The organism is Nocardioides baculatus (assembly GCF_016735675.1).
Classification (GTDB): domain Bacteria; phylum Actinomycetota; class Actinomycetes; order Propionibacteriales; family Nocardioidaceae; genus Nocardioides; species Nocardioides baculatus.
The window spans coordinates 448,533-460,033 of sequence record NZ_JAERSG010000003.1 but is presented as its reverse complement, the minus strand read 5'-3'; the positions used below and the strand labels follow the sequence as shown (position 1 = coordinate 460,033).

General features: G+C 71.7%; 13 protein-coding genes. 9 read left to right on the top strand and 4 right to left on the bottom strand.

The features are described from left to right. Nucleotides 1–56: 56 nt before the first annotated feature. The gene (gene sucB, locus JI751_RS11890; RefSeq protein ID WP_201936439.1) at nt 57–1,970 is read right to left on the bottom strand and encodes a 2-oxoglutarate dehydrogenase, E2 component, dihydrolipoamide succinyltransferase; all 1,914 of its coding nucleotides are present in this window, start codon (nt 1,968–1,970) and stop codon (nt 57–59) included. A gap of 44 nt (nt 1,971–2,014) precedes the next feature. Next, nucleotides 2,015–3,385: a dihydrolipoyl dehydrogenase gene (gene lpdA / locus JI751_RS11885; RefSeq protein WP_201936437.1), complete on the bottom strand. Its 1,371-nt coding sequence runs from the start codon at nt 3,383–3,385 to the stop codon at nt 2,015–2,017. Nucleotides 3,386–3,497: 112 nt separating this feature from the next. On the opposite strand from lpdA, the gene JI751_RS11880 reads away from it, so the two are divergent. Beyond that, nucleotides 3,498–3,857, top strand: a complete 360-nt coding sequence (locus tag JI751_RS11880; protein WP_236666074.1) for a hypothetical protein — start codon at nt 3,498–3,500, stop codon at nt 3,855–3,857. A 1-nt stretch (nt 3,858) separates the two neighbouring features. Here JI751_RS11880 and JI751_RS11875 read toward each other — a convergent pair whose 3' ends face one another. Then, nucleotides 3,859–5,367, bottom strand: coding sequence for a leucyl aminopeptidase (locus JI751_RS11875; protein ID WP_201936434.1), 1,509 nt, complete (start codon nt 5,365–5,367; stop codon nt 3,859–3,861). A gap of 47 nt (nt 5,368–5,414) precedes the next feature. Between JI751_RS11875 and gcvT the strand changes: the two genes are divergently transcribed. The 3 genes from gcvT to JI751_RS11860 are packed head-to-tail and all read left to right on the top strand — an operon-like array spanning nt 5,415 to nt 7,686. Continuing rightward, nucleotides 5,415–6,524, top strand: coding sequence for a glycine cleavage system aminomethyltransferase GcvT (gene gcvT / locus JI751_RS11870; RefSeq protein WP_201936431.1), 1,110 nt, complete (start codon nt 5,415–5,417; stop codon nt 6,522–6,524). Nucleotides 6,525–6,526: 2 nt separating this feature from the next. Beyond that, on the top strand, nt 6,527–6,775 hold the full coding sequence (locus JI751_RS11865; protein ID WP_201936429.1) for a hypothetical protein: 249 nt from the start codon (nt 6,527–6,529) through the stop codon (nt 6,773–6,775). 50 nt (nt 6,776–6,825) lie between these two features. Next, nucleotides 6,826–7,686 carry a hypothetical protein gene (locus JI751_RS11860; protein WP_201936427.1) on the top strand — a complete coding sequence of 287 codons (861 nt, stop codon included), beginning with the start codon at nt 6,826–6,828 and terminating at the stop codon, nt 7,684–7,686. A gap of 37 nt (nt 7,687–7,723) precedes the next feature. On the opposite strand, the gene JI751_RS11855 is transcribed toward JI751_RS11860, so the two are convergent. Then, nucleotides 7,724–8,377, bottom strand: coding sequence for a maleylpyruvate isomerase family mycothiol-dependent enzyme (locus tag JI751_RS11855; protein ID WP_201936425.1), 654 nt, complete (start codon nt 8,375–8,377; stop codon nt 7,724–7,726). Between the two features lie 282 nt (nt 8,378–8,659). Here JI751_RS11855 and JI751_RS11850 point away from each other — a divergent pair, with 282 nt between their 5' ends. From JI751_RS11850 to JI751_RS11830, 5 genes are all read left to right on the top strand, one after another. Beyond that, a complete protein-coding gene (locus tag JI751_RS11850; RefSeq protein ID WP_201936423.1) occupies nt 8,660–8,893 on the top strand; it encodes a hypothetical protein in 234 nt (77 codons plus the stop codon). Between the two features lie 190 nt (nt 8,894–9,083). Continuing rightward, nucleotides 9,084–9,845, top strand: coding sequence for a class I SAM-dependent methyltransferase (locus JI751_RS11845; protein ID WP_201936421.1), 762 nt, complete (start codon nt 9,084–9,086; stop codon nt 9,843–9,845). Between the two features lie 9 nt (nt 9,846–9,854). After that, nucleotides 9,855–10,649: a thymidylate synthase gene (locus tag JI751_RS11840; protein WP_201936419.1), complete on the top strand. Its 795-nt coding sequence runs from the start codon at nt 9,855–9,857 to the stop codon at nt 10,647–10,649. Further along, nucleotides 10,646–11,149, top strand: coding sequence for a dihydrofolate reductase (locus JI751_RS11835; protein WP_201936417.1), 504 nt, complete (start codon nt 10,646–10,648; stop codon nt 11,147–11,149). Before JI751_RS11840 ends, JI751_RS11835 begins: the two co-directional genes overlap by 4 nt. Next, complete coding sequence (locus tag JI751_RS11830; RefSeq protein ID WP_201936415.1) at nt 11,146–11,496, top strand: GntR family transcriptional regulator; 351 nt, start codon at nt 11,146–11,148, stop codon at nt 11,494–11,496. The genes JI751_RS11835 and JI751_RS11830 overlap by 4 nt, the downstream gene beginning before the upstream one ends. The last annotated feature ends 5 nt before the right edge of the window (nt 11,497–11,501 follow it).

Here is an 11,501-nt window from a genome sequence, read left to right as displayed (position 1 = left end):
GAACGCCACAGGACCCCGGCCGCCAGCGGCGACCGGGGTCCTGCGGGTGTCGTGCCTCAGACCTCGAAGCTGCCGGCCTCGAGGCGCTTCTTGACCTCCTGGAGGAACCGACCGGCGTCGGCGCCGTCGACCAGGCGGTGGTCGTAGGTCAGCGACAGGTGGACCATGTGGCGCACCGCGATCGTCTCGCCCAGGTTGGGGTCGTCGATCACGACGGGCCGCTTGACCACGGCACCCGGACCGAGGATCGCGACCTGCGGCTTGTTGATGATCGGGGTGTCGAAGAGCGCCCCGAAGCTGCCGAGGTTGGTGATCGTGAAGGTGCCGCCCGACAGCTCGTCGGGGGTGATCTTGTTGGTGCGGGTCCGCTCGGCGACGTCGGCGATCTTCTTCGCCAGCCCGGCGATCGAGAGGTCGCCCGCCTCCTTCACGACCGGCGTCAGCAGGCCCTTCTCGGTGTCCACCGCAAACGCGATGTTCTCGCGGTCGAAGTAGGTCACCTCGCCCTTGTCGGTGTCGATCGCCGCGTTGAGCTTGGGGTGCAGCTTGAGCGAGTCGATCGCCGCCTTGGCGAAGAACGGCAGGTAGGTCAGCTTGACGCCCTCACGCGCGAGGAAGTCGTTCTTCGACGCCTCACGCAGACGGGCGATCGCGGTGACGTCGACCTCCATCACCTGCGTCAGCTGCGCGGCCTCCTGCAGCGACTCCACCATGCGGGTGGCGATCACCTTGCGCAGTCGCGAGAGCGGCTCGGTCGTCCCGCGCAGCGGCGACGGCGAGGCCGACGACGGTGCGGCGGCGGCCGGGGGGGCGCCCGCGGCGGCGGGTGCCGCAGCAGCGGGGGCAGCCGGTGCGGCCTGCTGCTTCGCCGCGGCGGCAGCGTCGAGGACGTCCTGCTTGCGGATCCGGCCACCGACACCGGTGCCGGTCAGCGAGCCGAGGTCGACACCGTGCTGGTCGGCCATCTTGCGCACCAGCGGAGTGACGTACGCCGTCTGGTCGCGGCCGCCGCTCTCGCCGCCGGCAGGTGCGGCCGGGGCCGACTCCGTGGCCTGGGTGGCCTGGCTGGCCGGCTCGGCCTGGGGCTTCGACTCCTCCGCCGCCTCGGGCTCGGGCTCCGCGGCGGGCTCGTCCTGCTTCTCGGCCTCGGGGGTCTCGTCGCCGGGGGGCAGCTCGCCGGTCTCCTCGGCGATCTGCTCCTCCTGCTCGGCCTTCTTCTCCGCCTGCTCCTCGTCCTTCGGCTGTGCCTCGGGCTCGGCCTGCGCGGGAGCGGCGTCGCCGGACCCGATGACGGCGAGCTCGGCACCGACCTCGACGGTCTCGTCCTCCTCGGCCTTGATCTCGAGCAGCGTGCCTGCGACGGGTGAGGGGATCTCGGTGTCGACCTTGTCGGTGGAGACCTCCAGCAACGGCTCGTCGACCGCGACCTCGTCGCCGACCTGCTTGAGCCAGCGGGTGACGGTGCCCTCGGTGACGGACTCACCGAGCGCCGGGAGCGTCACTGACGTGCCGGAGCCGCCCGAGGAGCCGGCGTCGGAGGCCTTCTCGGCAGCGGGCTCCTCCTGCGCGGGGGCGTCGTCCTTCTCGGACTCGGGGGTCTCGTCGCCTGCCGGGAGGTCGCCGGTCTCCTCGGCGACCTGCTCCTCCTGCTCGGCCTTCTTCTCCGACTCCTCGTCGTCCTTCGGCTGGGCCTCGGGCTCGGCGCTCTCGGAGGCGTCGCCGGCGGACTCGCCCTCCTCGCCGATCACGCCCAGGACCGCACCCACCTCGACGGTGTCGTCCTCGTTGGCCGTGATCTCGAGCAGGGTGCCGGCGACGGGGGACGGGATCTCGGTGTCGACCTTGTCGGTGGAGACCTCCAGCAACGGCTCGTCGACGGCAACCGTGTCACCGACCTGCTTGAGCCAGCGGGTGACGGTGCCCTCGGTGACGGACTCGCCGAGTGCGGGGAGGGTGACTTCGGAGGCCATGTGGTTCCTTCGCTCGCGGATGGTGGTTTCAGAAATTCGTGTGGTCAGGAGTGCGCGTGCAGCGGCTTGCCGGCGAGGGCCAGGTGGGCCTCGCCGAGCGCCTCGTTCTGGGTGGGGTGCGCGTGCACCAGAGGAGCGACGTCCTCCGCGTGCGCCTCCCAGTTGTAGATCAGCTGCGCCTCGCCGATGAGCTCGCCGACCCGGTCTCCCACCATGTGGACGCCGAGCACGGGCCCTTCCTTGAGGCCGACGAGCTTGACGAAGCCCTGGGTCTGGAGGATCTGGCTCTTGCCGTTGCCGCCGAGGTCGTAGGTGACGGTGGTGACGTCGTCGCCGTGCAGCTCGCGGGCACGGGCCTCGTCGAGGCCGACGGAGGCGATCTCGGGGTGGGAGTACGTCACCCGCGGGATGCCGGCGTCGTCGACCGGGCGGGGATCGAGTCCGGCGATGTCCTCGGCCACGAAGATGCCCTGCTGGAAGCCGCGGTGCGCCAGCTGGAGGCCGGGGACGATGTCGCCGACGGCATACACGCCCTCGACGTTGGTGCGGCAGCGCTCGTCGGCGAGCACGAAGCCGCGCTCCATCGCGATGCCCTGCTCGGCGTAGCCCAGGCCGTCGGTGGACGGGCCGCGACCGACGGCGACGAGGAGCACCTCGGCCTCGATCACGTCACCGCCCTCGACGGTGACGGCGACACCGGTGTCGGTGGTCTTCACGCTCTGGAAGGGCGTGCCGGTGAGGAAGGTGATCTTCCGCTTGCGGAAGGCCCGCTCAAGCGCCTTGGAGGATGCCTCGTCCTCGGCCGCGACGAGTCGCGGCAGGGCCTCGACGATGGTGACGTCGGCGCCGAAGGACTTCCAGACGCTGGCGAACTCGCAGCCGATGACGCCGCCGCCGAGGACGATCGCCGAGGCGGGGACGCGGTCGAGTCGCAGGGCGTGCTCGGAGGTGATGACGCGCGTGCCGTCGACCTCGAGCCCGGGGAGCGTACGGCTGTAGGAGCCGGAGGCGAGGACCACGTGGGCGCCCGTGTGCTCGGTGCCGTCGACGGTGACCGTGCGGGGGCCGGTCAGCGTGCCGGTGCCCTCGATGACCGTGATGCCGCGCGACTTGATCAAGCCGGTGAGGCCCTTGAAGAGCCGGTCGACGACCTTGTCCTTGTAGGCGTTGACGCCCGGCATGTCGATGCCGTCGAGACTCGCGTTGACGCCGAACTGCGCGGCCTCACGGGCCGAGTCGGCGACCTCCGCGGCGTGGAGCAGCGCCTTGGTCGGGATGCAGCCCACGTGGAGGCAGGTGCCTCCGAGGTTGCCCTTCTCGACCAGCCCGACCGTCAGGCCCAGCTGGGCCGCCCGCAGGGCACAGGCGTAGCCGCCCGACCCTGCCCCGAGGACGAGGACGTCGAACTCCGCCACAGACTTTCCTCCACATGCTCAGTCGATGTGCCGCGCCCCGGAGGCGTGGCTCCGCCCATCTTTGCACTTGTTCGTTGGGCGGCGTGAGGGGCGTCCCGGCAGAATGTCCGGCATGGGCATGTTCGACCGATTCCGGCGCAAGGGGCGCGTCAGCCGTCCTGCACGCGACGCCGCACGCACCGGATCCACCACCGTCCGGGCCTCCGATGGCGAGGACGTCCGGCACCTCGAGAGGTTCGTGACGACCAAGCAGGGCGTCGAGGGCTTCGTCGAGCCGCGGACGGCCGTCAGCGACGTGACGCTGCTGCTGGTCGCGCACGACGGGGAGTGGACGCGGCGACGGGTGCCGAGCGTCAAGTGGGCGCACGACTTCGCCAACCGCCACCAGGTGCCGTCCTACGACGCCGCCGTCGTGGGCGTGCCGCAGCGGATGCGCGACTACAACCGGCGCAAGAAGGCCGGAGGGATCTGACCTACGCCATCGACCGGGCGAGCTCGACCAGGGTGGTCACCCCGAACCCGGTCGCGCCGCTCGGCACGTGGCCGTAGGGGCCGCCGAGGTTCATCTCCTTGCCGGCGATGTCGAGGTGCGCCCAGGGCAGCCCGCCGGTGAACTCGCGCAGGAAGGCCGAGGCGTAGAGCCCGCCGCCCCAGCGCACCCAGTCGTGCTGGAGCAGGTCGGCGACCTTGGAGCTGGTGATCCGCTCCTTCATCTCCTCCGGGATCGGCATCCGCCACTGCTGCTCACCGGCCGCGGCGCCCGCCGCGAGGACGGCCGCCACCTCGTCGTCCGTGCCCATCACGGCACCGACCTTGTCGCCGAGCGCGAGCTGCATGTGCCCGGTGAGGGTCGCGATGTCGACGACCACGTCGGGCTCGTCGTCGACGGCCATCGAGAGGGCGTCGCCGAGCAGCATCCGGCCCTCGGCGTCGGTGTTGGCGATCTCGACGGTCGTGCCGTTGTGCATCGTGATCACGTCGCCGGGGCGCGTGGAGGTGGCCGAGACCAGGTTCTCCGCCATCGGGGCGTAGGCCGTGACCTTGACGGGCACGCCGAGGCGGGCGATGGCGAGGGTGGCGGCCACGACAGTGGCGGCACCGGCCATGTCGCCCTTCATGTTGAGCATGCTCGACGACGGCTTGATCGTCAGGCCGCCGGAGTCGAAGGTGACGCCTTTGCCGACGAGCGCGAGGTGGGTCTTCGCGCCCTTGGGTGCATAGGTCAGGCGGACCAGGCGCGAGGGCGACTCGCTGGAGTTGCCGACGCTGAGGATCCCTCCGCAACCCATCTCGGCGAGCTGCTCGTGGTCGAAGACCTCGAGCTTCACCTTCGGGGCGCCGCGGCCCTTGGTGACCTCCTTGTGGGCAGCCGTCACGAGCTCGGCCAGCAGCGGGGGAGTGCAGTCCTTGGGCGGGGTGTTGACCCAGTCGCGCGTCATCGCGACGGCGTCGGCCAGCACCTCGGCCCGCGCGAGCGCGTCGGTGGCCTCGCTGCGCCGCGCGATGCCGGTCAGCACGACGACGTCGCTGGGCTCGGTGGTCTCGCTCTTCGTGCTCTTGTAGGCCGTGAACGCGTAGCTGCCGAGGCGGTGGCCCTCGACGACGGCGGCCACCAGCTCAGGGGTCTCGCTCGGCAGCGCGAGGGCGACCGACGCGGCGTTGGGCACGCTGCGGGCGGCGACGCCCGCGGCACGGCGTACGGCGACCTGGTCGGCGGGGTCGGGACCGAGGCCCACGAAGACCAGCAGGGGTGCGTTGACCTCGTCGCGGCTCGGGGCCTTGACCGCCTCTCCGGCCTTGCCGGTGACGCCCATGGTCGACAGGAACGGCTGCAGCCGCCGGCCGTAGGCCTTGCTCACGTCCTCCGCCGCGTCGCAGAGCCGAGGGCCCTTGTCGCCGGCGACGACCCCCACGACGACGGCGTCGGCGCGGGTCTTGGCGGGGCTGGCACTGCGGAGGGAGTACGAGGTCACCCGGGGCATGTTAGGGGAGACCGGAAGGGTCGGAGCGCTGCGGTAGGTTGCGCGACATGGCCGGAACGCTCAAGCAGTCGCCCCTCCACGACCGTCACGAGGCCCTCGGAGCGAAGTTCGCCGAGTTCGGCGGATGGTCGATGCCACTGGAGTACTCGACCGGCGTGGTCAAGGAGCACACCGCAGTGCGCGAGGCCGTCGGCATCTTCGACGTGAGCCACCTCGGCAAGGTGATGGTGTCGGGTCCCGGAGCGGCCGCGTTCATCAACGCGACGTTGTCCAACGACCTCGGCAAGATCGCTCCGGGCAAGGCGCAGTACACCCTCTGCCTCGACGAGTCCGGCGGCATCGTCGACGACCTCATCGCCTACTGGCACGACGACGAGCACGTGCTGCTCATCCCCAACGCGGCCAACACCGCCGAGGTCGTCCGCCGGCTGAAGGCCGAGGCGCCCGAGGGCGTCAAGGTCATCGACCACCACGACGACTACGCCGTGCTGGCCGTCCAGGGCACCCGCTCCGACGAGGTGCTCCAGAAGGTCGGGCTGCCCACCGGCCACGACTACATGTCGTTCGTCGAGGCCGAGCTCGGCGACACCGGCGTCGGGGTCGTGGTGTGCCGCACCGGCTACACCGGCGAGCGGGGCTACGAGCTGGTCGTCGTCAACGACGCGGCCGGCGACCTGTGGGACCAGCTGGTGGCAGCCGGTGAGGAGTGGGGCATCACCCCTGCGGGCCTCGGCGCCCGCGACACGCTCCGCACCGAGATGGGTTACCCGCTCCACGGCCAGGACATCAGCCTCGCCACCAACCCGGTCGAGGCCGGGCTGTCGTGGGCGGTGGGCTGGAAGAAGGACGCCTTCTGGGGGCGCGACGCCGTCACCCGCGTCAAGGAGGAAGGGCCGAAGCGCCGCCTGCGCGGCCTCGTCGCGGTGGGACGTGGCATCCCGCGCCCCGGGATGGGCGTGACGCTCACCCACGACGTACCCCTCGCCGACATCACGTCCGGCACGTTCTCGCCGACGCTCAAGAAGGGCGTCGGCCTGGCGCTGATCCCCACGATGGTGGCCGAGGACGCCGAGGTCGGCGTCGACATCCGCGGTCGTCGCGAGATCTTCCAGCTGGTCAAGCCGCCCTTCGTCGACACCTCGGTGCGGGAGTCGTGATGATGCCCGGCCAGCCGCCCACCTTCCGTCAGCCGTCCGCCTCGGAGCGGCCGTGGTGGTGGCGCCTCGAGGACGCCGCGGGTGAGCAGGTGGAGGTCGCCGACTACGCCGAGCAGCGCTTCGGCAACCAGGGCGACGCCGAGTCGTGGGTGGGCGAGATCTGGGCCGACCTCGCCGAGCACGGCGTGGCCGCGGTGACGTTGTTCGAGCACGAGCGACTGGTCTACGGACCGATGTCGCTCAGCGCCTGAGCCAGGCTGAGTCCATCCGCGGCCGGCCACCGCTCCGAAGGAGGGACGTGGTGAACGCCGACGGATCCGACTTCGCGACCTACGTCGACGCGCGCTGGCCCGACCTCGTCGGTGGCCTCGAGGACGAGGGTGTGGCGCCCGACGACGCCCGGCTCGCGGTGGCCGAGACGCTGCTCGCCAGCCGCCGCTCGTGGGCCCGCCGGGTCCGCGACGAGAACGTCGACGTCACGCTGTGGGCAGAGGTGCGCGAGCGCGCCGGGCTCACGCCGCGCCCGGGCGAGGCCGCACCCCACGGCGTACGCCCCTTCGACCTCGACGACGCGCCGGAGCCCTGGCTGGCCCGGGCCGGGCAGGTCCGCAGCGCGCGGCGTCGGCGCGGTGCCCGCCGCGGAGTGGCGTGGCTGGCCGTCGCAGCCGTGCTCGCCGCCGGATGGGCGTGGTGGGCCACGAGGCCCGAGACGCCGCCGGTGCGGCAGGAGGCGAATGCACTGCCGGTCGTCTGGTACTCCGGCAACGACCTGCACCTGGCCGACGTGGTGGTCGAGCTCCCCGACATCGACGAGTTCGTCGCGGTCGGGTCCGGTGCCGCGCTCCGGATGCGCACCGGCGAGCTGCTCCAGGTCGACGGCGACGGTGTGGTGTCCCCCCTCGACGAGGCTCCTGAGGCACTCGACGACCCGCCGCAGGTGCGCGCCTTCGAGCCGCCGGGTCGCTACGACGTGAGCGTCCAGAGCGTGCCCCTGGCCGACGGCTCGTGGGCCTACCTGATCGACTCCTCGCGCCGTGACGGCGCGACCGACGCCATCCGGCAGTCGGAGTCGGGGCGTCGCGCCCTCGTGGTCTGCGACGCCGACGGGACCTGCGCCGATCCGGTGACGATCGAGGCGGGCGGGGCGATCCGCCTGCGGTGATCCCGCCGCAGCCGGGGGGATCGCGGCCCGTCAACGGCTACGGGGTCAAGGCCCCTGACAGCGCGGCGCGCGCCCGCGGATCGGACACGTGGGTCCCGGGATCGGCACGGTGCCACAGCAGCCGCAGGAGGACCTCTGCCTCGGCCCGGACGACGATCGGCTCGCCGTCACCGAGGGCGGCGTCCCCGGACACGTCCGTGCCGGCGAGGTGGATCGTGTGTGTCAGGGGCAGGACGCGGCCGAGCCTCACCTGGCGCGGGTACATCACGTCGCGAACCTCGAGGACTCCGTCCCAGGCGAGGGAGGGGTCCATCGGACGGACCTGGTCGAGCGCGTCCTCGGCGTCCCAGACATGCATCGCGGTCTCGTGGACCTGACGCCTCCTCCAGAACGTCGCGGTCGGGTCGCGGTCGTCGAGGGTCCACGCGGGCGCGTCCGGTGCCGTCGAGGTCAGCACGTCGACCAGGTGGGAGGCGTGCCGGCGGTACCACGCGGTCAACCCCGCCCGGCTGTCGTCGTCGGGTGGTTCGGGGCGGAGGTCCGGGCTGCCCGCGACGACGGCATGGGCGGCCCACCGGTGGACACCGCCCAGGTGCACCACCAGGTCCCTCAGGGACCAGCCCGGACACGAGCGCACCGGGGCGTCGAGCTCGGCGTCACGGACGAGGTCACCGAATCGCTCGGTGTGCACGCGCAGGAGCGCCAACCAGTCAGGTGATGCGCTCGTCACTCGTCCTCCCCGTTCGCCAGCGGCAACATAACGCGGTCCGCCAGCTCACCTCAGGACAACCCGCTGCACCTCACCGTTGCGGTTGTCATCGGGCTGATCGTTGTCGGAGCCGTCCTCGTGGCGATCCTGACCTGAGACCCAGAGCAGGCCCGCAGATGCGTGGGCTGCGGACCCGACGATCTGCCGCGACGAGTGCGCGGATCTGCCGAGACGAGGGTGTCCGATCCGCGTAGCCTCATCTCTGTGGACGGCATCACCTACGTCGAGCTGCGCGACCTGCCGTACGGCGGCCCGTTCTGGGATCACGAGGGCTGCATCGGCGATGAGTGGCCGCTCTGGGAATCCGTGGGTCTGTTTCGTGACACGTACGACGAGTGCATGAGGTGGACGGGCGACTCGTCCGAGAAGGCTCGACTGCTTCGTCGGCTGCGTGATGAATTGCCGTCATCGATCACGGTCGAGGACTCGTCCGGGTGACCACGTCCGGATCTGCCGCAATCAGTGCGGTAGCTGTGGTGCGGCTGGTGGACCGCAGCAACCGCACAGCGCCACCGAGCTGACGTCCGGATCTGCCGCGTCGAGGGGCGGCGTCCACAAGCGGGTTTCGAGGCTCGCTGTGCTCGCACCTCAACCAGCGGTCGCCAGCCTGCCCGTAAGGTCCCGCCCCGTGGCTGAAGACCTCTGGACGGACGTGGCACGCACCTACGCGCGCAGCTTCGCGGGACTGTGCGCGGGCGCGATCCCCGAGATCCTCGCCGACCTGCCGTCCCGAGCCCGGTTGCTCGACGTCGGCTGCGGCACCGGTGCCCTGGTGGCGGCGGCGCGTGAGGCCGGCCTCGACGCGATCGGCATCGACCCCGATCCCGAGATGGCTGCGCTGGCGGGCTCGCTCGTCGGCGGGCTGCCCGACCTGCCGTTCGCCGACGACGGCTTCGAGGTGGTGACCGCCAGCTTCGTGCTCAACCACGTCGACCACCCGCGTGCCGGTGCGCGCGAGCTGGCCCGTGTCGCGGCGCCCGGGGGAGTCGTACGCGCGACGATCTGGGGCCGTACGCCACCCCCGCAGGCGGTGATGTGGGGTGGCCTGCTCGACGAGGTGGGTGCCGTTCGTCCGCCGTCGCCGCGACTGCCCGAGGACCGCGACTTCGACCGCTCGCCCGACGGGTTGGCCGGCATCCTGACCGAGGCCGGACTCGCGGTCACGCAGGCCGGCACCCGGTCGTGGCGGTGGCACGTCGCGCCCGACGACCTGTGGGCCGGCCTCACCTCGATCGGCAACTTCGGCGTCACCTGGCGGGCGCAGTCGGAGGACGTGCACGCCCGCCTGCGGACGGCGTACGACGACCTGGGCGAGCCGTGGCGCGACGGGGACCTCTTCGCGTTCGACGTCGAGTGCGTGTCGGTCGAGGCGCGGGTCCCGCGCGGCTAGAGTCGCCCTGTGCGCGCCTACCTCGACCTGCTCCAGCGGATCCTCGACGAGGGCGTCGAGAAGTCGGACCGCACCGGCACCGGCACGCTGAGCGTCTTCGGCCACCAGATGCGCTTCGACCTCGCCGAGGGCTTCCCGCTCGTGACCACCAAGAAGGTGCACACGCGGTCGGTCTTCGGTGAGCTGCTCTGGTTCCTGCGCGGCGACACCAACGTGAAGTGGCTCCAGGACCGCGGCATCTCGATCTGGGACGAGTGGGCCGACGACAACGGCGACCTCGGGCCGGTCTACGGCTACCAGTGGCGCTCGTGGCCCACGCCCGACGGCCGGCACGTCGACCAGATCAGCCGGCTGGTCGAGGGCATCCGCACCAAGCCCGACTCGCGGCGCCACATCGTCTCGGCGTGGAACGTCGCCGATGTCGACGACATGGCCCTGCCGCCGTGCCACACGCTCTTCCAGTTCTACGTCGCCGACGGCCGGCTGAGCTGCCAGCTCTACCAGCGCTCCGCCGACACGTTCCTCGGCGTGCCGTTCAACATCGCGTCCTACGCCCTGCTGACGCACATGGTCGCGCAGGTGACCGGGCTCGAGGTGGGGGAGTTCGTGCACACGATGGGCGACGCCCACCTCTACCTCAACCACGTCGACCAGGCCCGCCTCCAGCTCTCGCGCGAGCCGCGCCCGCTGCCGCGGCTGGTGCTCAACCCCGACATCACCGAGATCGACGGCTTCGACCTCGAGGACATCGCCGTCGAGGGTTACGACCCGCACCCGGGCATCAAGGCACCGATCGCCGTATGAGCCTGCGCCCGGACCAGCGGGTGGTCCTCGTCGCCGCGCACGCCCGCAACCGGGTGATCGGAGACGGCGGCGCGATCCCGTGGCACCTGCCGCACGACTTCGCCCACTTCAAGCGCGAGACGCTCGGCCACACGCTCGTGATGGGACGCCGCACGTGGGACTCGATCGGGCGACCGCTGCCCGGCCGCGCGACGATCGTGGTGACCCGCGACAAGTCGTTCGACCCCGGCTTCGAGGGCGTCCAGGTGGCGCACTCGCTGGAGGAGGCGTTCGGCCTCGCCGCCGAGCTGCCGGGCGACGTGATGATCGCGGGCGGCGGCGAGATCTACGCGCTCGCGCTGCCCCACGCCACCCACCAGGTGCTCACCGAGGTCGACCTCTCACCACCCGGCGACGCCTTCTACCCCGACTTCGCCGCCGACGAGTGGGTCGAGGTCCGCCGCGAGGTCGGCGAGGGCTGCCAGTGGACGTGGCTCGAGCGGATGGACCCGGCGGCATGAAGCTCTCGGTCGACACCTCGTCCGGGGTCCCGCCCTTCGAGCAGGTCCGCGAGGGGATCCGGACGCAGGTCGCCTCCGGCACCCTGGCGCCAGGGTTCCGGCTGCCGCCCGTCCGCTCGCTCGCCGCGGACCTCGACCTCGCCGCCAACACCGTCGCCCGCGCCTACAAGGAGCTCGAGGCTCTCGGCGTGGTCGAGACGCGCGGCCGCGCCGGCACGTTCGTCACCGGCACCGGAGTCTCGTCGTCGGTCCGCGCCGCCGCGTCGTCGTACGTCGCCACGGTGCGGACGCTCGGCCTCGACGACGACGAGGCGCTCGAGGCCGTACGCCGCGCGCTGGGGCAGTGAACAAC

Bases quoted from the DNA above. Each gene is read 5' to 3' on its own strand.
- JI751_RS11830 (WP_201936415.1), top strand. From the start codon at position 11,146: ATGAAGCTCTCGGTCGACACCTCGTCCGGGGTCCCGCCCTTCGAGCAG.
- JI751_RS11880 (WP_236666074.1), top strand. From the start codon at position 3,498: ATGGGCATGTTCGACCGATTCCGGCGCAAGGGGCGCGTCAGCCGTCCT.
- gcvT (WP_201936431.1), top strand. From the start codon at position 5,415: ATGGCCGGAACGCTCAAGCAGTCGCCCCTCCACGACCGTCACGAGGCC.
- sucB (WP_201936439.1), bottom strand. From the start codon at position 1,970: ATGGCCTCCGAAGTCACCCTCCCCGCACTCGGCGAGTCCGTCACCGAG.
- JI751_RS11865 (WP_201936429.1), top strand. From the start codon at position 6,527: ATGCCCGGCCAGCCGCCCACCTTCCGTCAGCCGTCCGCCTCGGAGCGG.
- JI751_RS11875 (WP_201936434.1), bottom strand. From the start codon at position 5,367: ATGCCCCGGGTGACCTCGTACTCCCTCCGCAGTGCCAGCCCCGCCAAG.
- JI751_RS11835 (WP_201936417.1), top strand. From the start codon at position 10,646: ATGAGCCTGCGCCCGGACCAGCGGGTGGTCCTCGTCGCCGCGCACGCC.